The organism is Dyadobacter sp. SRI_021 (assembly GCF_057586235.1).
In genome coordinates, this window is the sequence record NZ_JBYCZM010000005.1 from 25,991 (window position 1) to 51,964 (window position 25,974).

Below are 25,974 nucleotides of genomic sequence, written 5' to 3' on the forward strand. Positions count from 1 at the left end.
TCAGAATATCCACGACGAATTTCATTCCAAGGTAACAAGATTTTTGAAACCCAGGAACGCCAGGATTACACTTTTGTCGTATATGGTTGCTTTAATAGAATGGCACGGATTCGAAGGAGCATTTATTTCAGCAATTGAGAAGCCGCGGTGAGCTCGGTACCCTCAGATACGGTGTAATCGGGGTGAACGCCCGTTCCTTCCCAATTCTCGGTTGTGCCGGGCCAGGTAGGAGCGCCCGTAGAAACGGAAAGATAGAGATGCTCGTTAACCGGGTACCACGAACTCATGAACGCCCCGCCGGCTGACCGCTGTCCGACGACTTTTGCGCGTTTATGCTTTTGAAGCGCATATGCGAACGCCTCCGCAGCGGATGCCGTCCCTTTATTGACCAGAATAAAAAGTGGCTTTTCATATATTGGCTCCAACAACCATCCAACTGTTTTTTCTATCTGCATGCTGCCATTCCTGGTCTTAAATTCGAGCAAGGGTGTGTGTTTGGGAAGAAAATAGCTTTCCAGGACATTACCCACGTCGCTGCCCCCGCCGCTGTTATTTCGCAGGTCGATAATCAGCGCCCTGCTATTTGCCACAAACCGCATGGCAGCAAGCAGCGTCGGCAGACTACGTGCCGAAACGTTAATTTCCGAAATCTCAATATAACCGATATTGCCCTCCAGTATTTTTACATTATGAAAGCCGAAGTTCCGTTCCCCGGCGTCTTTCCCGTCAAAAAAAGGATTGTATGCCTGCGAAGCCGTATCCAAGTCCGATTGCCGGGGTTTTCGTAACGCCTGGACAGTTTGAGGGTCATACTTAACATATAAATGTCCATCCCGGCTAAATTCACGCAAGCTTTTCGAAGCAGACCCAGCCAGGTCCTGCCAATTTTTAACAGCCGAAAACCTACCTTTTCGAAGTTCTGCTTGAAGATGTTCCGCTATTTTTCGCCCTTTCTCCGGAAAAACATAAGCAGTGTCGATTTGTTGCGCAATGACGGCAATCGCTGTTCCGATTTCCTGAGAAGACAGGACCTGAGCGGACACGCACTGACAACGAAGCAGAAAAAAAACGACACTCAGACAGAACAGTGCAGGTTTGATGGTTAACATAGGCCGGGTTGATTAGTTTATTACAAAACTCCGGTATGTCGGCCACTCAAAATTGTATCAGATTAGCGTATTAAATTGTCCGGTATTCTTTGGGTAAAAATCCGGTGATTTGTTTGAAAGCCTTTGTAAAATGTGCCTGATCGACGAACCCGCACTCATGTGCGATACGCGTTAACTGGTAAGATGTGTTCTTAACCAGGGCAATGGAGTTCATGACCCTGAGTTTCCGCATGTATTCACCCAATGTGCAACCGAAATAGTGCGGAAAATATTTCGAGATCGTTACAGGGTGCATACTTGTCGCCTCGGAGAGTTCGCGCAGGGTCACCTGCTCGTTCCAGCGATCGTGCAGCAAGTCGGTAACTTGACCCACCCAACCCGGTGGCCTCCGGCGACCGGCGCGTTCCGGCATGCCAAGTAGCCCGAGTACTGTCATCGTAATTGAATCACCGGCGTAATGGTCGTCATTCAATGATTGGCGGTAGGCTTGCAGAAACGCATTGGCAACGAGCGGATTTTTATGGGTGCTTCGGGCGATGCGGTCTTCTGTGAGATCATATGTCTCAAAAAAAAGGGGTGTGAACTCAATATTAAAATTCCGTGAACCGGGTAATGTCTTACTGTTCTGATGCGGCTCTCCCGCATGAAAGAATACGGCCTCCCCTGCTTGCCGGTAACATTCACTTCGCTGCCGTTTTTCAAAGGTTGCGCCCGCCAGAAGCATGGTGATGTGCGGATTCTCGTGTGCATGCAGCGACACATTAGGGAGATTCTCCTGGGAATAGACTGTTTCACTCGTCCAGATACCGTTCGTCTGGCAGGTCGTCAGGTTGTTTCCTAAATAAGTGGCTGTCGGCAGTAGCTCCATAATCGTGAAATTGCCCTGCCTCCTAGTTCGTCACCAGAAGGCCTTTTTGTAGTTTTTCAATTATCCGCAACAGTCTTGGACGGGTGTACCGCTGCAACAAGACCGGATAGAAATTCAGGAAGACATTAAACACTATCAGCCATATTGCGCCCCTGACCGAGTAGGTAACTGCAACGTAGCCAGTGATGATTAAAACAACGACACCTGCCGCTAAATGCCCTACTTCTGCTACCCTGCCGGCCCGTTCATACGCCTGAAAATCGGTGAGGCTTTTTCTAATGGGAGTGGCCTTTTGCCTCAATTTCTCCCATCCGCTTTTAGTCAAAATGGCCCGGTACCATTCAACACCTAACATCCGGTACAACTTTCCCTCCTTTTCAAAAGGGAAAGAATCAAAATAGGGCGAATCAAGCGCCGGTTTAAGCTGCGGTTCAAGTATAGATACCCAGAACATCATCGCAAAATTCAATCCAAAACTGAACGCTGCCGACGTTACATCCATATAACGAAGCATCCAGCCCGTGGTTGTCACCGCCAAACAGACTATCACCAGGATTTTGACCCGTTTAATAAGCATAGGAGAACGATCTTTTATTTTTCGTTCTAAACTATCAAAATTTTACGGTACGATTCGATGAAAGTCCTTATTTCTAATAATAAATAGCGTTTACCACTACGACAAGCAGTCACCATATATCAACTTCCGACGTTGCCTGACTGCTTTTTCACCGGTTCATAATAATGTATGATTGCGCCTGAGTCGAAGGTCTTTGTTTGGGTCAATTTTAAGGACTTCCTGGCATGCATGTTTTCGAACAACTGCATGCCTTCCCCAGCAATAACGGGATGAATCATCAACTGAAATTCATCTATTAAATTCAACCGCAACAAATCGATTATCAGACTCCGGCTACCGACCAGAATGCGCTTGCCTGGCTGCTGTGCGAGTGCGAGGACCTCTTCTTCCAGGCTCCTCTTCGCCAGCGTTGCGCTTTTCCAGTCAACATCGGGCAGCGTTCGTGAAAAGACAATTTTAGGAACATGGTCAATTGCCACCGCGAACTCATCCATGGATCGGTTTCCCGTCGGGTTTTCCAGGATACTCCTCCAAAATTCCATCAGCTGGTAGGTTATTCTCCCATATAGAATAGCATCGGCATCACGCAGCAGATTTTCGTAGTGATGATGGACCTCATCATCCGGGCTCACCTTCGTATGGTCACAAACGCCATCGAGTGTCATATTGATAGCGGCTATTACTTTTCCCATATTTTTTTGATATCTAGTGAACAGCTTTAAACCGATGCCAAATTAGTCATATACGATACGACATTGCGTAGCCGTTCGGGACAAATAGAGGGGGAATTATGGACATGACATTTTACCCATGGACCTTCTGGTAACCGGTCAAATGAGAAAATTGAAAATTTTTAGAACAAACAGCTAGTAAATGTATCAGGTACCCAATAAAATTACTATTTTTAAAAAAACTTCAAAACGAACCACCTGTTAGACTCACTAATTGCATAATTTAATTACTTTTCAATAAAAATTACGAGTATTGCCTATGTCTTAACCCTCTACGCCCCCTTCCTTCCAATCGAAAGAAGCTTCAAAGTAGTACTTAACAAGCTTCAACACTTGATCGCTTCCCTGAAGCGATACAGAGTCTCTATGCCAAATTTTCCCTAAATTTTAACCATTCAGAGTTATGAGAAGAAAACAGGAAGTAAAGTGTCCGCTGTGGATGAAACTTTCTTTTTACCAGATTGCCGCGTTTACGGCTTCCGTAGGCACGTCCTTTGCCGTTCCGATGACGCCGGGAGGCATTTCAAACCACAGAGTCGCGTCGATCGCCACTGTAAGAGGTGTTACTGGTAAAGTAACCGACAACAAAGGTGAAGCCGTACCCGGTACCACGGTAGTGATCAAAGGTAGCGAAGTCGGTACCATCACGGATGCCGAAGGTAAATTCTCCATTGAAGTCCCAAATGATCAGACAGTATTGATATTCTCCTCCATCGGCTTCACCCGTAAAGAAGTGGTGGTTGGATCACAAAGCGTGTTGGATGTAGTCCTGGAAACATCCGCTGCCACGCTTGATGAAGTGGTTGTAACGGCATTGGGTGTTCAGCGTGACAAGAAGGCACTGACCTATGCGACACAGCAAATCGGCGGACAAGAATTGAGGGCGGCTGCCAATACCAACTTTGTGGATGCCCTTAACGGTAAAGCCGCAGGTATAGACATTAAAGTAAGCAGCTCGGGCGCGGGTGGTTCCACCAGAGCAGTTCTCCGTGGAAATAAGTCGTTGCAAGGATCCAGCGAAGCCCTTTATGTGATAGACGGTATTCCGATGGTCAACAACAAAGGTGGCCAGCCAGGTTCTTATGGCGGTACGGATGGTGGTGATGGTCTTTCGTCCATTAACCCTGCCGACATCGAGAGCATCAGCATATTGAGGGGTGCGAATGCTTCTATACTATATGGTAGCCAGGGCGCCAACGGGGTGATCCTGATTACTACTAAAAAAGGAAAAGAGGGGAAACTTTCGGTAGACTTCAACTCCAGCGCAGTTTTGGAAAAGGTTTCAGGTCTTCCCAAGTTCCAGTACCGTTACGGAACTGTGGGCGGGGATTACAGCTGGACCCCGATTGGAACAACTGAGGTGAAATCTGACAACTACCAGAAGGATTATATCAATGACTTCTTCCGGACGGGTACTACGTTCACTAACTCGGTGGCCATCACTGGCGGGAATGCGAAGACAAATGTCTATTTCTCCTATGCAAACGTTTCTTCTAACGGTATCATGCCCACCAATACCTATCGGAAAAACAACTTCTCGTTCAGACAAAGCACGAAAATGCTGAAAGACAAGATTACGATCAGCTCGGGTGTGATCCTGTCTTCCGAAGTTTCCAAAAACCGTCCGGGTGCAGGTTACTACAACAACCCGCTAACCGGCTTGTACCTGTTTGCCAGAGACCGCGACTTCCAAAGCTATAAAGACAATTACGCGGTATTCAACAAGGACCGGAACATGGACAAAATGAACTGGTACTCCACCGAAGAGAAGCAAAACAACCCTTATTGGGAACTTTACAAGGATCCGAAACTGCAATCGTACAAAAGGATCATTGCGAATGTGAAAGCATCCTACGACATCGTTGAAAACCTTCGGTTCGAGGTAAGGGCAAACATTGACTATAACAATGTGCTGGATGATAAGCGCTATGCAGCTGGTGGCAACTCCGTAAGTGTAAGCCCCAACGGTACATGGGCCTATGCAAGGTATACCGATCAGTCCATTTATACGGACGGCATCCTTACCTATAATAAAAGCCTGGGCGACTTTAGTGTGAATGCATTGGCTGGTCTCAGTTATCAGAAAAACAAGTATTACGATGGCATGACCGTCAACAACGGAACGGTATCATTGCAGTATCCAAACGTGTTTACGTTCTCGAACATGCCTTACAACGTGGTTTTCAATAACCATCCGGATTACAGCAACACCATCAAGCAGGGAGCATTTGCCAACTTGTCAATCGGGTTCAAGGAGTTTCTCTTCCTGGATCTGGCAGGACGTAACGACTGGGCTTCTACCCTGGCGCTTACCGGCAACCAATCTTACTTCTACCCATCTATCGGGGGATCGGCTGTGATCAGCCAGATGCTTGATTTGCCTCAGGCTATTTCCTTATTGAAAGTTCGGGCTTCCTTCTCGCAAACGGCCAACGAGGTACCTTATAACAGAGTACTTCCTTTGAGCACCATTGGAGGAGCGGGCGGACCGAGCGGCATCGGTGGTATCAACAGACCTACACAGGTACCATTTACCAACTTGAAACCGGAAAAAATCGTAGCTAACGAATATGGTATTGAAACCAAATTCTTCCATAACAAACTGGGACTTGATTTTACCTATTACAACGGCGTAAGTACCAACCAGTTTCTTTCATTGGCAGCACCTTCGGGCTCGGGTTATACCACCTATTATGTCAATGCAGGAAGGATCGAAAACAATGGATTTGAGCTGACTTTGAATGCAGAGCCTATCCGCACGGACCGTTTCAGCTGGAACACGACCGTCAATGCCTCACAGAACAAGAACAAGATTGTTGAGTTGATCGCTTCCAATCCTAACTATCAGGTAGGTGGTGACAACGAGGGCTTTGCTTCGATCATCAAGGCGGGCGGTTCTTTCAATGACGTTTACGTTTATCACTTCGCGCGTAACGATGCCGGCCAGATTATCCTGGATAAGAACGGTGTCCCTACCAAAGCAGCCAAACAGGAAAAGGTTGGCAATGTGAATCCTAAGCTTCTTTTGGGATGGACCAACAACTTCAACTACCGTAATTTTTTCGCGAATGTGCTCGTTAACGGTAAATTCGGCGGTGTTGCATTCTCCAAAACAGAGGCTTTCCTGGACTCTTACGGTGTAAGCGAAAGATCAGCGGAGGCAAGAGATGCGGGATCGGTGCCTATCAATGCGGTTACGCCTGAGGGAACAGCAGTTACCTCTATCGCTCCTTATACTTATTATTCGGCCATCGGTGACCGGAACAAAATCATGGAGCCTTATGTGTATTCGAGAACTAACATCAGATTAGGACAGCTTGTACTGGGTTATAACTTCAAAAGCAAGGGTACCGTGTTCAAAGATGCTTCTATTTCGTTTGTAGGCAGAAACTTGTTCTTCTTCTACAAAAAAGCACCTTTCGATCCGGAGCAGGCAATGAGTACTAACAACAATTTGCAATCGACGGACGTGTTTGGTTTGCCATCTACCAGATCCTACGGGTTGAACCTGAAGTTCTCTTTCTAAAAACTCTAAAGTTATTGACATGAAAAAATTAGTTATAGCACTGATATCACTGATTGCATTCGCGGCTTGTACGGACAATTTCGTGGAGACAAACCAGAATCCATATCAAATTTCGGATGACCTTCTTAAGCAGGACTTCAACCTGGTAGGCTCACCTTTTTCCAATATGATATTTAACCTCAATGGTCACCAGATTGAAGAGGACCTTTGTTCTGACAACTGGATGGGTTACATGGGAACGCCCACAGACTTTGTGGGTAACGTAAACAACACGACCTATTACATTCGCTGGAACACCTACTGGGATCGTGTTTACGGTAGCGTTATGTCCCCCGCCAAACAGGTAATCAAGCTCGCCGCAGACAATAACCTGCCGCTGTTTGCAACCTGGGCCAAGCTGATCCGCATTTACGCCGTTTCCAAATTGACAGGCGTACATGGGCCGGTTATCTATTCCCAATACGGAACTAGTGCCAATTCGATTGCATATGACAAAGAATCAGATCTTTACCCGCTCTTCTTCAAGCAACTGGACTCAATCCAGACTGACTTCGGCGCCAATAAGGAGTACACCGGATTCAAAAAATTCGATCCTTCTCAATACGGCGGAAGCATTCCACGGTGGCAAAAGCTGGTCAACTCTTTGCGTCTGAGATTGGCTATGCGTATTTCAAAAGTAGATCCTGCCATGGCAAAGACCGAGGGTGAAAAAGCCTTGGCCGATCCTGCGGGCTTGATTACTGCCAATTCAGACAACTTTATCAACTCATTGAACGGTAATAAAATACCGGTAGCACAAATCTGCTACGAATGGGATGATACCCGCATGGGTGCTGTCATGGAGTCGTTTCTGGTGGGTTTGAAAGACGGCCGGATTTCGAAATATTTTGCTCCTATGACCAACGCCGCCTTGTATGCAGATCACCCTTCTGTTCCTTACAAGGGCGTTCGTAATGGTGCTTATATCAAAGCGAAAGCCGACCACGTCCCATTCTCAAAAGTGAGCGAAGATTTCCAGACGGTTCAAACGAGAAGAAATTTCACCGCTGCCGAAGTAGCGTTCCTGAAAGCCGAGGCCGCATTAAGAGGCTGGAAAGGCGCTGGCGATGCTAAAACCAATTACGAGGAAGGTATCAAGCTGTCGTTTGCCGACTGGGGTGCAGGTGGCGTAGATGCGTACCTGGCCGACGCGACCAGCAAGCCGATCAATTATGTGGATCCGATCGACGCCCGTAACAACTTTACTGCCGCTTCCACCATCACCGTGGCCTGGAACAATGCAGATTCGAATGAGTTGAAGCTGGAAAAAATCATTACCCAGAAGTACCTCAATACGTTCACCAATACGCAGGAAGCCTGGGTGGATTTCAGACGTACAGGCTATCCTAAAATCCCGCATGTGGCCAAAAACGATAGCAACAACGACTGGGGTGTAATTCCGGCAACCGAATGGATCAAACGAATGCCGTTTGTAAATGCGGAAAGGAACGGCAACACAGCTGCCGTTGCGGATGCAGTTTCCAAAATGGGCACCGGTGCAAAAGACGATATTGCTACCCGCTTGTGGTGGGATACCGGTAAAGCGAATTTCTGATGATCCCGCGAAACCGAATTTGAAGCACAACTAATTTCGTACGTAACATATAGAGGCTACCTGTTATCCGGGTAGCCTCTATCCTATTATTGCAAGTTTGTTTAAAGAACCAGGTCAGAACTTCAATGCATAATTGTCCAGAATCCATTTCAGGACCTTGTCTCGTTCTTTCTCGGTGTCAAACTGCCACCGGTCTATCACCGCCAGTTCCCCCGAGCCCGCGGCATACAACCCCCGTTCGAAGACGATCTCGTAACGGATTCCGTTCTCTGCCTTGATACTGTCGATATTGTCCAGATTGATCGCACGTGGCTGTTTTTCGTTGCGGATGAAAGTTGGCATGGTCAGGTTGATTGGTGAAGCAATTATATCCCAACATAGCCGAATTCAGACAGGCATCCAAGTATTTCTGAGCAAAGGAAATTTATCCGGGTTGAACCGCTCAAATCCGTGATGATCATTTTGGGACTTCACACGGAAATCCAGTCCTGTTCTTTCGTAAAAACTAGGAGTGTAAACTTCGCACATGCTCCCAGCCCGACCGCAGATACGCCCCCTTGCGGACAATGGTCAGCAGCTCGTCGTCTGTAAGATCGCGGAATGAGGCGTACACCTGGCCTACTGCGTAAAACCATTCGGGCATAACCAGTATCTCCAGCGCATCGGCGTCATTCAGGTAGGCATCATAGTTATTGCCTGCAACCGGCACGGCCACTATTACGCGTTCGGCACCGCGGCTACGGCACAGACGCAGCACAGGTACGAGCGTTACGCCCGTCGCGATGCCGTCGTCGACGATGATAACGGTCCGGCCACGCATATCCGGAAGCGGTTTGCCATGTTTGTAGATTCCAATCCGACGATTCACTTCGTCGGTCTGCTCGTCGATGATCTCCCCGATCGTCTCCGGTTCGAACGACCGCCTGAACCGCGGGGCAATGTACACGGATAAGTCCTCCGCAATGGCCCCAAAACCGACTTCGGGACAGCCGGGAACGGGTAATTTCCGTGAAATAACCATATTCAGGTCGGTTTCAAGACATTGGGCGACATAATATGCCACCTCCATCCCACCCCGGGCTACACCTATTACGAGCGGGTCCAAGCCTTTGTAGCGCGCTGTCAGAAAATGCCCCAGTTGCTGTCCCGCATCTTTTCGGTCGGCAAAAATGATGTCGTTGCTTCGGTTCATAGGCTTCACGTCTGTACAAAAAAATCCCCAGAACCGGATCGGTAAAAATCGATGCCGGAACTGCAATGCTTAATGCTGCGAAACCATTTTCAGCCCCGCAATGGAGAGGATCAACGTGCTTATGAAGAATATCCGCCAAAAACTGACGGGGTCTTTGAAAACCAATATCCCTACCAACACCGTTCCCACTGCCCCTATACCAGTCCACACAGCATAAGCCGTGCCAATCGGAAGCGTTTGCGTCGCTTTCAGGAGCAATGCCATGCTAACAACCAGCGAAATGATAAATCCGGTAAACCACAAATACATTTCGTTTCCACTTGTTTCACGGACTTTTCCTAAGCAAGAGGCGAATCCGACCTCGAACAGGCCGGCGACGATCAAAATAATCCAGTTCATAACACTTTGTTTTTGCATACAAAGGTCCGGTACCGGTTCCACAAAAAATTTTACAAATGATAAAAAGCGACGTGCTACCTAATTTCCGCACGAATGCGGCTCAGGCTCACCTGCGTGATTCCCAGGTAGGAAGCAATATGGCACAAAGGCACGCGATGAAGCAGATCAGGGGTGGCGGACATTAATTCAAGATACCTTTGCTGGGCGGTTTTGAATTGCATGGAAATCAGCCGCTCTTCGGTTTTGATCAGCTCCTGGCCGATCAGCTTCCGGCCCCAGTTGGCAACGTGAATATCGCTTGCAAAAAGTAATTCCAGGTCCTGCGCTTTCATCTGGTACAAATCGCACGCTTCAATGGTTTCGATATGCTCATAACCCGGCTGTCCCGAAACATAACTTTTCATAGAAATCACCACATCCCCCTCCTTTCCGAACCAGAATGTAACATCCCCGCGATCGGCATCGGAGTACGCACGCACGATCCCGCTCCGTATGAAATAAAGCATTTTCTCCACCCTACCTGAACGAATCAGCACGTGCCCTTTCGGGTACCGGACCTCGGAAACACACTCTTTCAAAGCCTCCTTCGAATCGGGCGGCAGTGGGTGAAAATGTTCGAGAATGTCATCTATTTCCATCGCGCTATCTTGACAATCGTCCAAGGGCTTCTTCCACCGAAGGTACGAAATTGACCTGTTTCCCCTTGTTACTTTCGAAGATGAAATCTCGCAGGCTTTTACTTTCATAATGAGCGAAGTCGCCCACAATGGCCAGGCGAACACGGTAGGTCGTGAATTTCTGCAAAATTTCGCCGGCAATACCCGTTTTCAAATCGAAGAAATTGGGAGTGATATTTTGTTCATGCAAAATTATTTCACCGTAACCCTGGTAATATAGATCAACCATCAATTGCAGTCCGTCGTCGGGCGTATGGATAAGAACCTGGTCAGATGTTACTTCCGCAATCGCGGTTTCATCGTATTGATGGACCTGAATATTCATGGCAAAAAACGCCGCTTGGTTTGTTTAGCGCGGCCTGCTAAATTAGTCAAAAAGTCCTGCGCTGCCCCTAAGGCAGCGTTTGAACTTTTTCGACATTTCAAATTATTTATTCTAAGCCATTTTCTTCCTTCAAGAATAAAAAGCACAAACAATCACCATTGTGCCGGTCCGTCGATAAGCCTTTTCACCGGCCCATTTTTTCGTCTGACAATTGAAAATCAGGCATTAATTCAAACCGCGTGCCAACCCGATCGATCACTCAAGAACCCCCTACATGCTTCCTTCATAGCCATTCGCTCATTTCACTAAAATTATTTTTACAAACTGGGCTAAATAGTATTTTTACGATACCAGGCAGGCTATTTTCTAAAACAAACGCGCGGTTGTTTAGCATGAATTTAATCATTAATATTCGAATACGCCTCCCGTTAATTGAACATCCATGACCCCGGAAACTGCGCAACATTATGCTATTTCAGACGACCGTATAATACTCTGCCGTACGGGCCAGGCTCCCTTAACAGCAAGTGAGGACGGGTTGTCAGGGCAGGTGGTAGAATTCTTCCGGGGGATTTTCAGCCAATCGGAATGGCCTGCCCGCTGGTACTGCGGCAGGTGGTCGGATTTTCATGGCTGGCTGTACATCATTTCCGACATGTTCATCTGGGCTTCGTATTTCCTGATTCCCATTTTCCTGATCCGGTTCGTTCGCAACAGAAAAGACTTTCCATTCCCTAAAACAATCTGGCTGTTCGTCGCCTTTATCGCTTTCTGCGGCACTACGCATCTGATCGACGCATTGATTTTCTGGATACCGGCGTATCGCTTCAGTGCATTGGTCAGGTTTGCCACAGCGATCATCTCCGTGACGACAGTTTATTATCTGTACAAGATCTTTCCCAATGTGCTCTTGCTCCGGTCTGTATCCGATCTGCAACGGGAAATCGACGAACGTACGGCCGTGGAAGAAAAACTTGCGGAGAGCGAGTTCCTGCTCAGCGTTGCCAGCGATGTCGGCAAGCTCGGCGGCTGGGAATACGATACTGCTACGGGACAATTCCGTTGGACGGCTACTTGCGGCAACATCCTGGAAACCAACGAAGAACATATTCACAACGAAACCGACCTGCTCCGCTTTTTCCCCGAACCTTATCAGCTCATCATCCGAGCGGCGCTTCGGGAATCGATGGAAACCGGCTGTTCGTGGGATCATGAACTGCAACTCAGCACCGCCACCGGCGCACGTAAATGGATACGTTTTTCGGCCACGCCATCGCTGAATGCCAGTGGACAGGTGAACAAACTCAGAGGTATTATCATGGATATAGACCGGTACAAAACGCTGGAACTGAAACTCGTCAAATCGATCGATCAGATGGCCCAAAAGAATAGCCAGCTGCAAAGTTTTACCCACATTCTTTCCCACAACCTGCGTAACCATTCCAGCAACATTGCCTTGCTTGCCGATTTTGTGGACGAATCGACCCTCACCAAAGACAATGAGGAGCTTTTTCAAAAGATCAAAACAGTGTCCCGGCATTTGAACGGAACCCTCGACGACCTTTCACAAGTCATCAAGATCCGCGACAATCACCTGGCGGGCGAAAAACTGGATATCAGGGAGGTAACCGAACAGGTCCTCGGCGTGCTTGATGAAAGTCTGCGTACCAGCCAGGCGGAAATAGGGATGGATTTCATGGTGGAAGAGATCGTATTTCCCCGTATTTACCTGGAAAGCATTCTGATGAACCTGATTTCCAATGGGATCAAGTACAAAAAAGACCATCAACACCCGGTGATACACCTTCGGTTCTACCGGAACGAGACGGGGCTTAAGGTACTGGAATACAGCGACCAGGGCAAGGGGATCGATCTTTCGCTCCATGCCGACAAGATTTTTGGCCTGTATAAAACCTTCCATAAACATGAAGACGCTCACGGAGTCGGCTTATTTTTGATAAAAAATCAGATAGAAGCCCAGGGCGGCAACATTCAGGTATTCAGCAAGGTCGACGCGGGTATTACATTCAAAATTACATTCAACGAAAATGCTTGAAATACTCTGCGTAGTGGACGATGACAAAATCTTCACTTACCTCCTGAAACGCATTCTTGAAAAGGCCAAAATAGCCCGGGAAATTATCTTTTTTGAAAATGGCCGGGATGCTATAGATTACCTCAACAACCACAAAAAGGACGCCCTGAAACTCCCTCAACTGATACTGCTCGACATTAATATGCCTATCCTCGATGGCTGGCAATTCCTGAACGAATACGAAAAACTGAAACCGAACGTACCCCGGCCCATTTCCATTTGCATGATGAGTTCTTCCTCTGAGATGGAGGATTATGACCGGGCCATGGGTTCGGGACATGTGATGGCTTACCTCCAGAAGCCTGTCCAGATCCCGTCGCTGAAAGACGTTACCGAACGTGTACTGTCATTTCTTGGCCCGAAATGATGGCAAACTACTATTTTTGCTTTGTAACCAAATTTAGAATCCGCCCTGCCACTCCGTATCCTGATAGCGCCGCTGGACTGGGGACTGGGACATGCTACACGCTGTATCCCCGTCATCCGGTACCTTATTGACAAAGGATGTGAGGTAACCCTCGCCGCTTCCGGGGCGACTGCGGTGTTGTTGGAAAAGAACTTTCCCGATCTGCCACAACTCATGCTTCCGGGTTACAACATTACTTATAGCAGCAGCGGCGGCACTTTTGTACTGAAAATACTGTCTCAAATCCCGAAAATCCTGGGAGCAATTGGTCGGGAAAGACAGTGGCTACGCGATATACAAGCCACGCACCGGTTTGATCTGGTGATTTCCGACAATCGGTATGGACTGAAAATCGACGGTCTAAAATCGGTCATTCTGACTCATCAGTTACAGATCATGACAGGATTCGGCACAGCCGCAGACTCCGTGATGCGGCGACTGCATTACCATATGCTGGGAAAATTCGATGAATGCTGGGTTGTAGATGAGCAGGAAAATGGCGGGCTGGCCGGTGCATTGTCGCACCCGCGGCAACTTCCTGCAAATGCACATTACCTAGGGCTACTTTCGCAACTGTCACCTCAGGGCGCGCTTGTACAGAATCCCAACAGCAATATCCTTGTTTTGCTTTCCGGCCCCGAGCCCATGCGAAGCATTTTGGAAGAAATAATGCTTCGGCAAGCCGCATTAGCCACAGATTATCATTTCTATTTCATTGCCGGCAATCCTTCGGCGCGCGTGCGCGCGCATGTGCCTGCGCATATCACGTACACTACATATGCGGGCGCGCAGGAGCTCGCGGATGCACTCTCGCATGCTCAGCTCGTCGTCTGCCGAAGCGGTTATTCAACACTGATGGACCTTGCAGTCTTCGGAAAAAAGGCATTGCTGATTCCCACACCGGGACAGTCGGAGCAGGAATACCTGGCCACGCATTTACAAACCGAGGGAATCGCTTTATGCAGGGATCAGGGAAATATTAATCTGAGCAAAGACATTCCCAAAGCGCTAGGCTATCGAGGGTTTACGGGGCAGATGGAAGGTAGATCAAGCCTGATGGAGGCCCTGATCGACAACCTCTTACAAAAACTGGAAAGCGAATCGGGGCGGCGTTGATATCCTGCCCCGGTTCATTTTCTTAATGGCTCTCAGCCACCACCGGATCTGCATTCCGGTGCGCACGCATCACTTGCAGCATTTGCAACACTACCGATAACAGGATCAACACCAGGCCAAGGTAAAACGACCAGCGAAGTTCTTTGTTTTCGTGGTAGATCAGAATGGCCAGGATAATCGTGTAGACGGGTTCCAGGTTCAGACTGAGGTTGACCGTAAAAGCCGAAATGCGGCGTAGTACCTGCGTTTGCAGCATATACAGGACAACGGTACAGAAAAACGCCAGCAGCAACAGGTAGCCCAGGTCCGCCCACGATGGCATAAGTGTCGCGACGGGAAAATAATAGAAATACAAAGGCATGAGCGGAGTCAATGCAATGGCGCCGCCGATCAGGGCATATACCGTGGCCGTTTCGCTTCTGAAAGAATGCGCGAGCCGCTCATTGGCGATTGTGAAAAGGGAGCCAAGCGCCGACGATACTACGCCGAGCGTGATACCGACCCGGTACCGTGCGTCGAAACTGAAAATCAAAGCAATACCCAACAATGTGAGCAGGCTGAGCAGCAACTCGGAGAGCACGAAACGGCGGCGATTGATCAACGGCGCGAAAATGGCCGTAAAAAAGCCGACCACCGAGAAACAGACCACCCCTACCGAAATATTGGAATACTTGATACTTCCGTAAAAGAAGATCCAATGCAATCCGAGCAGCAACCCGGTTAATGAAGTACGGGCAAAATCGCGAAATGATATACGCTCGAGCTTCTGGGTTCCCGCCAGGATCAGCAGCATCAGAATGCCTGCGAGCCAAATCCGGTACCACGACAGCAGTCCTTCATTGATCGTAATAAGTTTTCCGAAAATACCGGTAAATCCGGCGAGAATAATCGCTATATGGAGCTTGATGAAAGCTTGTTTCATTGGAGTATTTGTTCAAAAAGGTACTAAAAATGAACTTCGGGCGCAGTGAATACAGCGCAAACCGGTTAAGCCCCCGAAAAGGGCTAAGGCTCAACAACCTTCGTGAACAATGGTAACTGGTAATAGGGAAATCGCCCCCCGAAATACGGGAAGTACCAAAATAAATTCCGGTCATCAAGCCTTTCAGGCTGCCGGAGGAGGCGAAATGCAGAAAAAGAGTCTGTTCTCGGACATAACATTGTTATTGTACTGTAAAAATAAGGCGGTTCAGCCGGAAGATCAACCCCAAGTTTCGCTTTCATGTTTCAGCTCGGCAAGCATTGTACAATGTTTTCATTTTTTTGACTTTATCTTACCTTTGCATTAAAGAAACCGCTGGAAAGAAATTTGGGCCGATTTTTATCACTCCTGCTTTTTGTACTACTACTCTATAACATGATGGGCTATTCGGTGCTCTATCTGTTAGAGGATCAGTATGTGCCAACTGCGGCGGGTCGCGACCATATCGAACACAGCGCCTATTCCCGCGATATCGTCGTAAAAGTACCGGTTTCCCTCCCGTATCAGACCGACTGGTCAGTCCCTGAGCCTTCGGAAGGCAAAATCAGGCATGAAGGCGAGTATTATCAGATCAGAACAAAGCAGCTTCTGAACGATACCTTGTATGTTTATTGTGAATACGACCAGAATGCACGTGACCGGTATATGGAGCTCGTGGATCATATTCAACGTGAAGCCGTAAGCACGGCGCCGGAAAGTACTGCGCCTAAAAGCCACGCCAAGCTGCTCAAATCCTTTTTGAAAGAGTTCATGACCTCTCCGCAGAAGCATGTCTTTTTTGTGATGGAATGGATTGAAACAATACCATCCGCAACAGACCAATATTCCTGCCCGGTTTTCGAAACCTGCCATACCGTCCCAACACCGCCGCCTGACGGCCTGTATTCCTAAGCATCAGTTTTAACCCTCTTAATCCTGCATTTCCGGCAGGTATGAGAGGCGTATACTCAACCCCAGGAACATTCACCAAATCCGTAATGAAAAAATTACTACAATCGTCACTCGCATTGCTGGTTTCTCTTTGTGCCAGCCAAAATACATTTTCCCAAGGCTGTGTCGCCATCCGCGGCACAGGTAATGCGTGCATGATCGCGCACGTCGACAGCAGCAACCACAGCCAATGGGTTGTGAGTGCCAGCGGCCGTTACTTTAAATCCTTCCGCCATTTCTCCGGACCCAACGAGAACAAGGAACGGCTCGTCCAGCATACCGAGGTGATCAACCACACAGCGTCGGTCGACATCAATATTATGCGCATTCTGAATGACCGCTGGTCGTTGATGGTCGATCTCCCGATCATTTCAAATGCCCGTTCTTCACTTTACGAACACGGGCTCGTGAATGGCTCCAACAAGTTCAACGAGCGGCACAGCATGCATTCGTTTGGTATCGGCGATCTCCGCATCGCTGCCTACCGCTGGCTTTTCGATCCTAAAAAGAGTTACCGCGGCAATATCCAGCTAGGCTTGGGGCTTAAACTGCCTACCGGCGATTACAACTATCAGGACTATTGGTACAATGTAGGCCCGAACGGCACAAAAGAGCTGCGCACTGTCGACCAATCTATCCAGTTGGGCGATGGCGGAACGGGTGTTACCGTAGAGTTGAATACATTCTATAATATCTTTCACAACTTCGGCGTATACGGTAACTTCTTTTACCTCGTGAACCCGCGGGAGCAAAATGGCGTACGCACATACCGCGAAACCCTTTCGCCGCGTCTTGCCAACGAGGCTATTATGAGCGTACCCGACCAATACATGGCACGCGGAGGGTTCAGCTATTCGCTCACCCCGATTTTGAAAGGCTGGGCCGTGTCTGCGGGCGCCCGCCTGGAAGGAATCCCCGTGCACGACCTCGTTGGCGGCAGCGGTGATTTCCGTCGCCCCGGTTACGTGTGGAGCCTGGAGCCCGGCGTCACCTATTCGGGTGAAAAGTTCAGCTTCTTCGCTACGGTACCCGTTGCATTCGTAAGGAACCGTACCCAAAGCGTAACCGACAAAGAATATTCGGATAAAACCGGCGTCTTTACGCGGGGCGACGCCGCATTTGCCGATTATTCGATCAATGCAGGTGTTTCTTTCAAGTTTTAATTCAAATTAATACATTATCAAAAAGGCCGTACCTGCATCGCAAGTCCGGCCTTTTTCACTTCAAAAACCTTTTTTAAATACCGCTGATCTGCACGCCGAGCATTTTGTAGAATTCTTTCAAAATGGCCGGGTGACCAGGCCACGCGGGGGAAGTAACCAGGTTCCCATCCACAACCGCCTGATCCGCCGGGATGTTCTTCCACGTCCCACCAGCCAGTTCGATATCAGGCCCGACGGCTACATAAGCTGTCAGTGTACGGCCCTGCAGCACCTTTGCGGCGGTAAGTATCTGGATTCCGTGGCAAATGGCAGCCACCGGCTTGTTGGCTTCAAAGAAATGGCGGGTAATCTCCAATACGCGCTTGTTGAGGCGCGTGTACTCGGGCGCACGGCCGCCTGCAATGTAAAGCCCGTCATAATCAGCCGGATTGATACCATCAAAATCGGCGGTAATCGCAAACCGGTGGCCTTGTGTTTCCTTGTACGTCTGGTCACCTACAAAATCGTGCACCGCGGTGGGTACAGTGTCACCCTTTTGGCGGTCGGGAGCGAGCGTATCCACTTCAAACCCGACAGAAAGCAAGGCCTGGTAAGGCACCATAGCCTCGTAATCTTCTACATAATCCCCTGCCAGCAACAGAATTTTCTTCGACATAATGGTTTAAGGTTAGTGATTAAAGAAGTTTTACTGCACTTAAAGCTACATGAAAATCGGCCTCCTGGTTCCTCCGGAGGCCGATTTTCCTATTCATATTCTTTGAGCAACGTCCGGATATCCCGGATGAGCTCGTAGGTACCTTCGTCGGTAGTTCCATCGTACATGCCGCGGATGTGGCGGTCTTTGTCCAGCAGCACAAAATGCCCGCTGTGCAAAAATCCTCCCGGCGATTTGGCGTCTTCCGCGGCAGTAATCAGGTAATGCTGCTGTCCTATGTTGTAGATTTTCTCACGGTCGCCGGTCACAAATTGCCAGGTTGTATTGCTTACACCCAGGTCATTCGCATAGGTTTTCAGCACCGCGGGCGTGTCATGCTCGGGGTCGATGGTGTGGGAAAGAATGCGGACGGTCGGGTTATCCTTCACCTCGTCGTACACTTTGAGCATATTCTTTTTCATCACCGGACAGATCGTCGGGCAGGTCGTGAAGAAAAAGTCGGCGACATAGATTTTGTCTTTAAAATCCTGCTCGGAAACAATTTTGTTATCCTGATTGGTGAATGAAAAAGCAGGGATCGATGGGTAATCCGTTTCCTCAATGGTTTTTCCTTCGACCGTTTTAACAACGGTTTGAGGCTCTCCCAAATAGGGTAGTTTGCGGTCTTCGCAGGCAGTCAGCATAGCCGCTGCCAGCAGACCGACGATGATGCTTCGGTTATGCATGCGCATGATAAGTTTGGAAAATAAAGAAATGGGAATGATGGACGCTGCCCCGGGCCACGCCATTAGAAAACCTCGAAAAGTGGCTGATTAAGCCAACGGGGGATGGAAAATATCCGCAGTTGCCGTGCGGGAAAGGAATGGGGAAATATAGCTGAATGTTACCGTCAACTTTCCTTCAAAATGTTCCGGAGTTTTGAAAATGAAGGGCTTACCGGTGTCCAGAGCCTGAAATAGCAGATTAGCCATAAACGTTTGCTCCGCCCGGCGCTCATCCTGTTTTTTTGCTTCGACGATCTTTTCGGCGAGGTAGCATTTACCTTCACAGACCACAATCGGGTTGTCGCGGTTTACGCAGAGGTTAGCGATGATATATTCCTTCCGCAATTCATAATCCAGGTACACCAAAGGAATAACCCATGCTTTGACAAGCATCAGGAGCGTGAACCCCAGGGTAATCCATTGTTTTCCGGCAGCTTTCAAGAAATGAGAAGCAATTTTTAATGATGCATAAACGCTTCACAAAGCTAATGTCCGATGTTTGAGATACCAAATCGGTTATCCGAACATCTCCCTCCCCTTCCTTCCCAGCCTTCCCTTCCTCCTTCATCCTCTCCTCCCCACCCATCCAATCTAGTTGAAAAATTTTTCAAAAATATTCTCGTCTTTATTTTGTACCAACTAGTAAATTATTGTACCTTTGTAACATCAAACAAAGCTACAATGGCAGGCAGACCAAAAATATATGACGAAACAGCGATCCTGGACAAGGCGGTGGAAGTCTTTTGGGAGAAAGGATATGCCAACGCGACTGCCGACGACCTGCTCAGTGCCATGGGAATCGGAAAAGGCAGTTTTTATTTCGCATTCAAAGGCGGCAAGGAAGAACTGTTCCGGAAGTCGATGGAGCGGGTCGTCGAACTGAATTTCAAAGCCATTCGCGACGCGCTCACGACATGCGCTGATCCGGTCCAGTTTATCAAAGATTTTTTCCTGTCGCTTACAGGAAATGAGTCTCCGGTTGGTAACAAGGGCTGTTATTTCGGTAATGCGTTGATCCAGGTATCGGCCGACGATGCCGGTCTGAAAATGATTGCCGCGAAATACCTCCACTTGCTCGAAGAAATATTCACGGAAGCCATCCAGAGAGGTAAAGACCTGGGTTTGCTGCAAACCCAGGAATCCGCCGACACCCTGGGAGCTTACCTGGTGAATCTCTGGAATGGCATCAATGTGACACGCAGAATGGAACCCGACCAACTCAAGCTTGCTGAACTGGTCCGTATGAACCTGAAAATCTTAACCTGAATTTTTTTATTCGATTTTGTACCAAATAGTACAGTTTATTTCAAACCATTTTTAAATTATAAATTCTAAAGATCATGAAACGCAAAGCAACAGCCGTATGGAATGGTGATATCAAAACTGGCGCCGGACATATCACAACGGGCAGCACCGTACTCAACAAAACGCAATACTCGTTCAACAGCCGCTTCGCCGACGGCATCGGCACCAATCCGGAAGAGCTTCTTGCCGCAGCCCATGCGGGATGTTTCACAATGAAACTCGACCTTGACCTCACCCAGGCCGGTTACACGGTCGAATCCCTGGAGACGCAATCGATTGTTACGCTGGATAACGGCAAAATCACCAGATCTGAACTTACGCTTCAAGCCAAAGTTCCGGGTATTTCAGAGGAAGAATTCCAGGTTATTGCCAAGGGAGCCGAAGAAACCTGTCCGGTAAGCCAGGCATTCAGTTTTGAAATCGTGTTGAGTGCTACGCTGGTCTAGTTGATCAGGTAACTTAATGAGCGGTCTGCACCTGTAATGATCCAGGTGCAGGCCTTCATTTTTTTAACCGTTTGGTAACTGTTAAATGAATTAGTTGAAAATAAATACTACAATAAGCAACTGAAATTGAGGGGTTAAAAGATATTGAAGTTCTATGTGCGTTCTTTACTTTTGTAACGAGTGCTAGGCAATTTATTAAATCAAACAAAACCACACTACTTATGCAATCCTCCATCACAACAACTAAAAAACAGTGCAGCGGAGATCAATGGAGCTCCCTCATTCCTTCACTTATTTCTACCTCTATGGGCGCCGCCGTGATTGGCGGCAGCATTGCCAACATTTCTGGCGCATTGGTCGGCGGCGCATTCGGGGTTTTCATCGCGCTTTGTTCCGAGCACAAAAACAGCAAAGCATCCATCAGGAACTGAACTTAACTTGGTTGATGTCTTGAACGCTGTTGTCAGGGATGTTCTCGCTCCCAGGATCATCTTTGTATTGGCCGGCCTGGGAAGCATTGCCTATCTTTTTACATTCTGGTTTCAAAATCGTTTTATTCAAACCAATCTCCCCGACCTTATCAGCACCGGGTTTCAGATTGTATCCATTACTAGCGGTTTCAAGCTCGTTCTGCATGTGTTTATGGATTTGTGTAGACCCGAGGCGGTAATGGAAATGGACAAATTCTATACTGGCTACGGTGGTGCAGCGGTTTTATGGATTTCTATTACGACTTTGAGAAAGCGGTTTAAAAATCCGGATTGCTGACAAAATCCGGATTTCGCGATTCTACATCCTGAGAGCCCGAACCAATAAAATCTAGTTTGTTGTTGCATAATGACGAAACGCAACAAATATGGGTACCTGCTTCAAAAGAATGGCATCGCCTACGGGCACATTGACGCTGATCGCCAGTGAAAAAGGACTGCGGGCAGTGCTTTGGAATTATGATCCACGAAAATCGGATATCGACTGCCGCGTGGAAGACCCAGACCACCCGCTCCTACTCGAAGCGGAAAAACAACTGAATGAATATTTTGCTAAAAAGCGCAAAACGTTTTCCCTGAAACTCGATTTCATAGGCAGCGATTTTCAAATACAGGTTTGGGAAGCATTACTGACGATTCCGTTCGGCGAAACGAGGACGTACGGTGATATTGCGAGGCAAATCGGCAACCCCGATTCGGTAAGGGCTGTGGGAGGCGCAGCCAACAAGAACCCCATTCCCATCATAGCACCTTGTCACCGGGTAATAGGCGCCAACGGCAAGCTCGTCGGTTTTGGCGGCGGGCTCGAAAATAAAGCACTTTTGCTTGAATTGGAAGCGCCGTATCGCCAAACGAGCTTGTTTGACTAAAATGACGATTGTACAGTAACCGATTGTTTATCTATTGAGCGTTCGGGATTAATTCCTATCTTTGCATCATTATTCACCAACCGGAAACACCAGGTGTAGGAGATCATTTCTTTCAGGAAAATAAATGCACGCGGCCGTGACGGCGGCTGCTATTATTCATTCTCAAAAGAAATTTTCTATGCTTTTTTTGCAAGGTGTTACGTACGCACACCCGAACCGGGATGTGCTGTTTTCTGATATAAATCTTACTGTCAATAAACAGGATAAAATCGCGCTTATAGGTAACAACGGTGCGGGAAAATCTACTTTGCTGGGCATTCTGGCGGGAAGGTTAAAGCCTTCGTCCGGAACAGTGGGAGCAGATTCGAAACCCTATTTCGTTCCCCAATTATTTGGCCAATATAATGCGCTGACGGTTGCTGAGGCTTTGGGCGTTCACGACAAATTACTGGCGCTCCGGGAAATCCTGGAAGGGCATTTGACAGATATTAACCTCGAATTGCTTGACGACGATTGGGGCATTGAGGAGCGCTGCCAGGAGGCTTTCGCACATTGGCAACTTCATGGCATTGCACTTTCCCAACCCATGGCCGAGTTGAGTGGCGGGCAAAAAACGAAAGTTTTCCTGGCGGGTATCATGATTCACGAACCTGATATTGTCCTGCTCGATGAGCCCAGCAATCACCTCGACGCCCGTGGCCGGACACTTTTGTACGACTACATCCGCTCGACCGGTAATACGCTCGTTGTAGTGAGCCATGACAGGACGCTCCTGAATTTATTTGATACCGTTTGCGAGCTAAGCAGGCGGGGAATCACCATGTATGGCGGCAACTACGATTTCTATGCAGAGCAGAAGGAGATCGAGAATGAAGCGCTAAACCTCGATGTGAAAGCGAAAGAAAAGGCACTCCGCAAGGCCAAAGAAGTCGAAAAGGAGTCGATGGAACGGCAGCAGAAGCTGGATGCACGCGGTAAAAAGAAGCAGGAGAAGGCGGGCCTACCCACGATCGTCCAGAATGCATTTCGCAATAATGCGGAGCGGAGTACCGCTCGAATGAAAGGTATTCACGCCGAAAAAGTGGGTGGCATCGCGCAGGAGCTCAGCCATCTGCGCAGCGAACTCCCGGCGCTCGATACAATGAAAGTCGATTTTGACAATTCCTCCCTGCATAAGGGCAAAATTCTGATCACGGCGGAACAAGTCAACTTCACTTACAATGCGCAACCGCTCTGGCGCGATAACCTCAATTTCCAGATCACCAGCGGTGAACGCATTGCGATTAAAGGCGCCAACGGGTCCGGTAAGACGACATTGATACGCATGATCCTGGGCGAGCTTCAACCTGTCACAGACGCAGGAACACCGGCCATTATGGAGCGGGCAGACTTCAAATCGATTTACATCGACCAGGATTACTCACTGATCAACAACACATTGACCGTCTACGAGCAGGCACAGCAATTCAATTCTGGCGCATTGCAGGAACACGACATCAAGATCCGGCTTAACCGATTTTTATTTACCCGCGAATACTGGGATAAACCTTGCGCCAACCTTAGCGGCGGCGAGAAAATGCGGCTCATGCTCTGCTCACTGGCCATCGGCACCCAAGCCCCGGATATGATCATCCTCGACGAACCGACCAACAACCTCGACATTCAGAACATCGGCATACTCACCGCCGCGATCAACGAGTATCGCGGGACATTGCTGGTAGTATCGCATGATGCACATTTTCTGCGGGAGATTGAGGTTGAAAGGGAAATCCTGCTGAGTTGAGCGAGTTTAACTTACTTTGCCAGGCACCAGAGAATGCGGGCTCCTAAACGAGCCTTCATTCTCTGGTTACATAGGCATTTTTTGGATATTTGACTGCATAACGCAAGTTTAGTTCTTTGCTTTCGCCTACGGGTAGTGACAAAGCCCATGTCAACTCGCCGGTGTTTTCGTCCAGTTTAGCGTCCGGCGCTGATTTATCGAAAACCTCGATATCCTTGCCCGGCGCTAAGGGGTATTGATCCTTCACCACGATTCTGACAGGTGTCTTTTTAGTGTTTCGTAAAACAATGCGGTAGGTACGGTTCTCCGTCACGCTGCTACCCAAAAACTGCTTTTTAGTGTAACTTTTGACCTGCTCACGACGCACAAGCACCGATTTATCCGCGCCAAACGACAAACTGAGCGTGTCCCGCGCACGAGCCGGATCGAAACGGGTCTTCCCAACGTAGCTGTTTTCGAGGTACAGGTTTACGTCTCCCGGTAGCAAATGCAGGTTCGACCATGACGGCAGGTAAGCATTCAAAAACGCCTCTTGCCTCACTTTTGGAACTGCAAGGTATTCATAATAGCTGTCGGAAATTTGTTCCGTCTTCAGATCGGCGGTGTAAGTTTTACCGTCGGACAACAAGGTGTAAGCGACGGGAATTTCGTAGGTTACGCTGGTAGGGGCTTCCCTTTCATGGGTATTCAAATAAATTGATTGCTTTTTATCTGCTCCCATCTTCCCAACTCTACTCTGAGAGATGCCGGTTACACTTCCCCCATAACCAGCAACAACCACCTCTTGCAATTCTTGAATATCCTCCTGCATAATCACGTCGACACGGCGGTCCGTCACCGGCTTGGACTGCATCTGATATCCGATAAATGAAAAATCCAGGATCCGTTTCGCCACGGGCAAATTCGTAGGAATTGATAGTTGATAAAAACCATTTATATCAGTATTGGTACCAACATTAGTTCCTTTAATAGCCACTGTAGCTGCGGGAATCGGTCGGTTTTCCGCGTCTTTTACAAATCCGCTCACTTCACTAATGCTGCCTTCTGCCGGGAGATCGTCTCCCGAAGCGGTGTTATACTGGCTATAATCATTTGGCGAGCCCCAATACCAGGCCTTCAACTCGGGCGCGAGTGCTCTGTTCCTCGGATTCGCGGTGGACAGTATCATCTTTACCTTCTTCCAATCCTCCCCCGAGTACTGGAACATCCCTGCTTTGAATTGTAGTGACAATGGCGTCGACAGATCCGTCAACTTCGCATCGTAGCTCGGGTACCATCCCGCATCCGTCAAATAATAGCTCAATTCCAGTTTCACCTGGGCCACCTTTTTCGCAGAAACGGTCACTACGATTTCCATTACAGCTTTTTGCGAATCCCTAAGGAGCGGCGTGAGCTCCTTTCCCACTGCCTTCAGGCTATCATCCCACTTCTTGATATTATCGGCTGTTTCAAGCTTTTTCTGCAAGACTTCAATGAGTCTTTTGCGTTGAAAATCAATAGCTTCTTTTAGTTCCAACGTCTTCACTGCCACTTTATCACCGCCCAAGTGCTGGTTTTTAATGAGCATTTCTTCTTCCTGTTTATAAATCTGTTCCATACCGCGCTCGAAGGCTATCTTTTCTTTAAAGGCTTCGCTTTTGACCTCCAATTGCTTCATTGCCTTCGACTTCTCCCCTTCCTGATTGTAATTCACTCTAGGCAAAACCGATAACACAGTTAAATCAGCCAACCCGGAAAGCCGGATACTTTCCTTATCCAGCGAACCAGACAAGCCTTTAAATACCAGTTCGTGCGTACCTTCATCCAGCGTCAGAGAAATGTCCCTCATTACTTCCGCACCATTTCGGTAAATCGTGACTTGCCTGACATTGCTGTTTACTACTTGTGTCTTTTGCGCAAATGCCTGATACGACAAAAAAGCCATAACAGCAATGCTAAGGAGAGATATTCGCATGTCGGATTCGATTAAGGTGA

At 48.2% G+C, this 25,974-nt stretch carries 27 protein-coding genes and 1 pseudogene; 12 read left to right on the forward strand and 16 right to left on the reverse strand.

Annotation, left to right across the window (positions count from 1 at the left end; genetic code table 11):
- Positions 1–122 precede the first annotated feature (122 nt).
- The 5 genes and pseudogenes from AC2YIT_RS16210 to AC2YIT_RS16230 all read right to left on the reverse strand — a co-directional run bounded on the left by AC2YIT_RS16210 (position 123) and on the right by AC2YIT_RS16230 (position 3,246).
- On the reverse strand, positions 123–764 hold the full coding sequence (locus AC2YIT_RS16210) for a S41 family peptidase (RefSeq protein WP_487280192.1): 642 nt from the start codon (positions 762–764) through the stop codon (positions 123–125).
- 18 nt (positions 765–782) lie between these two features.
- A pseudogene (locus AC2YIT_RS16215) lies at positions 783–1,109 on the reverse strand (hypothetical protein); the annotation flags it as partial.
- Between the two features lie 70 nt (positions 1,110–1,179).
- The gene (locus tag AC2YIT_RS16220; protein WP_487279831.1) at positions 1,180–1,977 is read right to left on the reverse strand and encodes a helix-turn-helix domain-containing protein; all 798 of its coding nucleotides are present in this window, start codon (positions 1,975–1,977) and stop codon (positions 1,180–1,182) included.
- Between the two features lie 22 nt (positions 1,978–1,999).
- Positions 2,000–2,554, reverse strand: a complete 555-nt coding sequence (locus AC2YIT_RS16225) for a glycosyl-4,4'-diaponeurosporenoate acyltransferase CrtO family protein (RefSeq protein ID WP_487279832.1) — start codon at positions 2,552–2,554, stop codon at positions 2,000–2,002.
- A 119-nt stretch (positions 2,555–2,673) separates the two neighbouring features.
- On the reverse strand, positions 2,674–3,246 hold the full coding sequence (locus tag AC2YIT_RS16230; RefSeq protein WP_430848637.1) for a dihydrofolate reductase family protein: 573 nt from the start codon (positions 3,244–3,246) through the stop codon (positions 2,674–2,676).
- Between the two features lie 442 nt (positions 3,247–3,688).
- Here AC2YIT_RS16230 and AC2YIT_RS16235 point away from each other — a divergent pair, with 442 nt between their 5' ends.
- On the forward strand, positions 3,689–6,811 hold the full coding sequence (locus tag AC2YIT_RS16235) for a SusC/RagA family TonB-linked outer membrane protein (protein WP_430848639.1): 3,123 nt from the start codon (positions 3,689–3,691) through the stop codon (positions 6,809–6,811).
- A gap of 19 nt (positions 6,812–6,830) precedes the next feature.
- Positions 6,831–8,405: a SusD/RagB family nutrient-binding outer membrane lipoprotein gene (locus tag AC2YIT_RS16240; RefSeq protein WP_487279833.1), complete on the forward strand. Its 1,575-nt coding sequence runs from the start codon at positions 6,831–6,833 to the stop codon at positions 8,403–8,405.
- A 114-nt stretch (positions 8,406–8,519) separates the two neighbouring features.
- Here the strand turns inward: AC2YIT_RS16240 and AC2YIT_RS16245 are convergent, their stop codons facing one another.
- The 5 genes from AC2YIT_RS16245 to AC2YIT_RS16265 all read right to left on the reverse strand — a co-directional run bounded on the left by AC2YIT_RS16245 (position 8,520) and on the right by AC2YIT_RS16265 (position 10,998).
- Complete coding sequence (locus AC2YIT_RS16245; RefSeq protein WP_430848643.1) at positions 8,520–8,747, reverse strand: hypothetical protein; 228 nt, start codon at positions 8,745–8,747, stop codon at positions 8,520–8,522.
- A 163-nt stretch (positions 8,748–8,910) separates the two neighbouring features.
- Complete coding sequence (locus AC2YIT_RS16250) at positions 8,911–9,597, reverse strand: phosphoribosyltransferase (protein ID WP_487279834.1); 687 nt, start codon at positions 9,595–9,597, stop codon at positions 8,911–8,913.
- 69 nt (positions 9,598–9,666) lie between these two features.
- A complete protein-coding gene (locus AC2YIT_RS16255; RefSeq protein ID WP_430848647.1) occupies positions 9,667–9,996 on the reverse strand; it encodes a DMT family transporter in 330 nt (109 codons plus the stop codon).
- Between the two features lie 74 nt (positions 9,997–10,070).
- Positions 10,071–10,634 carry a Crp/Fnr family transcriptional regulator gene (locus tag AC2YIT_RS16260; protein WP_487279835.1) on the reverse strand — a complete coding sequence of 188 codons (564 nt, stop codon included), beginning with the start codon at positions 10,632–10,634 and terminating at the stop codon, positions 10,071–10,073.
- A gap of 4 nt (positions 10,635–10,638) precedes the next feature.
- On the reverse strand, positions 10,639–10,998 hold the full coding sequence (locus AC2YIT_RS16265; RefSeq protein ID WP_430848651.1) for a DUF4180 domain-containing protein: 360 nt from the start codon (positions 10,996–10,998) through the stop codon (positions 10,639–10,641).
- A gap of 442 nt (positions 10,999–11,440) precedes the next feature.
- Here AC2YIT_RS16265 and AC2YIT_RS16270 point away from each other — a divergent pair, with 442 nt between their 5' ends.
- The 3 genes from AC2YIT_RS16270 (at position 11,441) to AC2YIT_RS16280 (ending at position 14,615) form a co-directional block, all read left to right on the forward strand.
- Complete coding sequence (locus AC2YIT_RS16270) at positions 11,441–13,054, forward strand: sensor histidine kinase (RefSeq protein ID WP_487279836.1); 1,614 nt, start codon at positions 11,441–11,443, stop codon at positions 13,052–13,054.
- Positions 13,047–13,460, forward strand: a complete 414-nt coding sequence (locus AC2YIT_RS16275) for a response regulator (RefSeq protein ID WP_430848655.1) — start codon at positions 13,047–13,049, stop codon at positions 13,458–13,460. The genes AC2YIT_RS16270 and AC2YIT_RS16275 overlap by 8 nt, the downstream gene beginning before the upstream one ends.
- A 174-nt stretch (positions 13,461–13,634) precedes the next feature.
- Positions 13,635–14,615, forward strand: coding sequence for a glycosyltransferase (locus AC2YIT_RS16280; RefSeq protein WP_487279837.1), 981 nt, complete (start codon positions 13,635–13,637; stop codon positions 14,613–14,615).
- A 22-nt stretch (positions 14,616–14,637) separates the two neighbouring features.
- Here AC2YIT_RS16280 and AC2YIT_RS16285 read toward each other — a convergent pair whose 3' ends face one another.
- Entirely contained in the window at positions 14,638–15,537 is a 900-nt protein-coding gene (locus AC2YIT_RS16285; RefSeq protein ID WP_487279838.1) for a DMT family transporter, read from the reverse strand.
- A gap of 387 nt (positions 15,538–15,924) precedes the next feature.
- Here AC2YIT_RS16285 and AC2YIT_RS16290 point away from each other — a divergent pair, with 387 nt between their 5' ends.
- Complete coding sequence (locus tag AC2YIT_RS16290) at positions 15,925–16,488, forward strand: hypothetical protein (protein WP_487279839.1); 564 nt, start codon at positions 15,925–15,927, stop codon at positions 16,486–16,488.
- An 86-nt stretch (positions 16,489–16,574) separates the two neighbouring features.
- Entirely contained in the window at positions 16,575–17,690 is a 1,116-nt protein-coding gene (locus tag AC2YIT_RS16295; RefSeq protein ID WP_487279840.1) for a hypothetical protein, read from the forward strand.
- Between the two features lie 73 nt (positions 17,691–17,763).
- On the opposite strand, the gene AC2YIT_RS16300 is transcribed toward AC2YIT_RS16295, so the two are convergent.
- From AC2YIT_RS16300 to AC2YIT_RS16310, 3 genes are all read right to left on the reverse strand, one after another.
- Complete coding sequence (locus tag AC2YIT_RS16300) at positions 17,764–18,345, reverse strand: DJ-1/PfpI family protein (RefSeq protein ID WP_487279841.1); 582 nt, start codon at positions 18,343–18,345, stop codon at positions 17,764–17,766.
- 89 nt (positions 18,346–18,434) lie between these two features.
- Positions 18,435–19,076, reverse strand: a complete 642-nt coding sequence (locus AC2YIT_RS16305; protein ID WP_487279842.1) for an SCO family protein — start codon at positions 19,074–19,076, stop codon at positions 18,435–18,437.
- Between the two features lie 81 nt (positions 19,077–19,157).
- Positions 19,158–19,550 (reverse strand): hypothetical protein, encoded by a 393-nt coding sequence (locus tag AC2YIT_RS16310; protein WP_487279843.1) that lies wholly within the window; start codon positions 19,548–19,550, stop codon positions 19,158–19,160.
- Between the two features lie 240 nt (positions 19,551–19,790).
- Between AC2YIT_RS16310 and AC2YIT_RS16315 the strand changes: the two genes are divergently transcribed.
- The 3 genes from AC2YIT_RS16315 to AC2YIT_RS16325 all read left to right on the forward strand — a co-directional run bounded on the left by AC2YIT_RS16315 (position 19,791) and on the right by AC2YIT_RS16325 (position 21,291).
- Positions 19,791–20,375 (forward strand): TetR/AcrR family transcriptional regulator, encoded by a 585-nt coding sequence (locus AC2YIT_RS16315; protein ID WP_487279844.1) that lies wholly within the window; start codon positions 19,791–19,793, stop codon positions 20,373–20,375.
- 74 nt (positions 20,376–20,449) lie between these two features.
- Complete coding sequence (locus AC2YIT_RS16320; protein WP_430848671.1) at positions 20,450–20,860, forward strand: OsmC family protein; 411 nt, start codon at positions 20,450–20,452, stop codon at positions 20,858–20,860.
- Between the two features lie 221 nt (positions 20,861–21,081).
- On the forward strand, positions 21,082–21,291 hold the full coding sequence (locus AC2YIT_RS16325; protein WP_430848673.1) for a hypothetical protein: 210 nt from the start codon (positions 21,082–21,084) through the stop codon (positions 21,289–21,291).
- Here AC2YIT_RS16325 and AC2YIT_RS16330 read toward each other — a convergent pair.
- Positions 21,281–21,496, reverse strand: coding sequence for a hypothetical protein (locus AC2YIT_RS16330; RefSeq protein WP_430848675.1), 216 nt, complete (start codon positions 21,494–21,496; stop codon positions 21,281–21,283). The two genes, AC2YIT_RS16325 and AC2YIT_RS16330, sit on opposite strands and share 11 nt — an antisense overlap.
- 220 nt (positions 21,497–21,716) lie before the next feature.
- On the opposite strand from AC2YIT_RS16330, the gene AC2YIT_RS16335 reads away from it, so the two are divergent.
- Positions 21,717–22,217, forward strand: a complete 501-nt coding sequence (locus tag AC2YIT_RS16335; RefSeq protein WP_430848677.1) for a methylated-DNA--[protein]-cysteine S-methyltransferase — start codon at positions 21,717–21,719, stop codon at positions 22,215–22,217.
- Between the two features lie 178 nt (positions 22,218–22,395).
- Complete coding sequence (abc-f, locus tag AC2YIT_RS16340; RefSeq protein WP_430848679.1) at positions 22,396–24,000, forward strand: ribosomal protection-like ABC-F family protein; 1,605 nt, start codon at positions 22,396–22,398, stop codon at positions 23,998–24,000.
- Positions 24,001–24,055: 55 nt separating this feature from the next.
- Here abc-f and AC2YIT_RS16345 read toward each other — a convergent pair whose 3' ends face one another.
- A complete protein-coding gene (locus AC2YIT_RS16345; protein ID WP_487279845.1) occupies positions 24,056–25,954 on the reverse strand; it encodes a DUF4139 domain-containing protein in 1,899 nt (632 codons plus the stop codon).
- Positions 25,955–25,974: the final 20 nt, after the last annotated feature.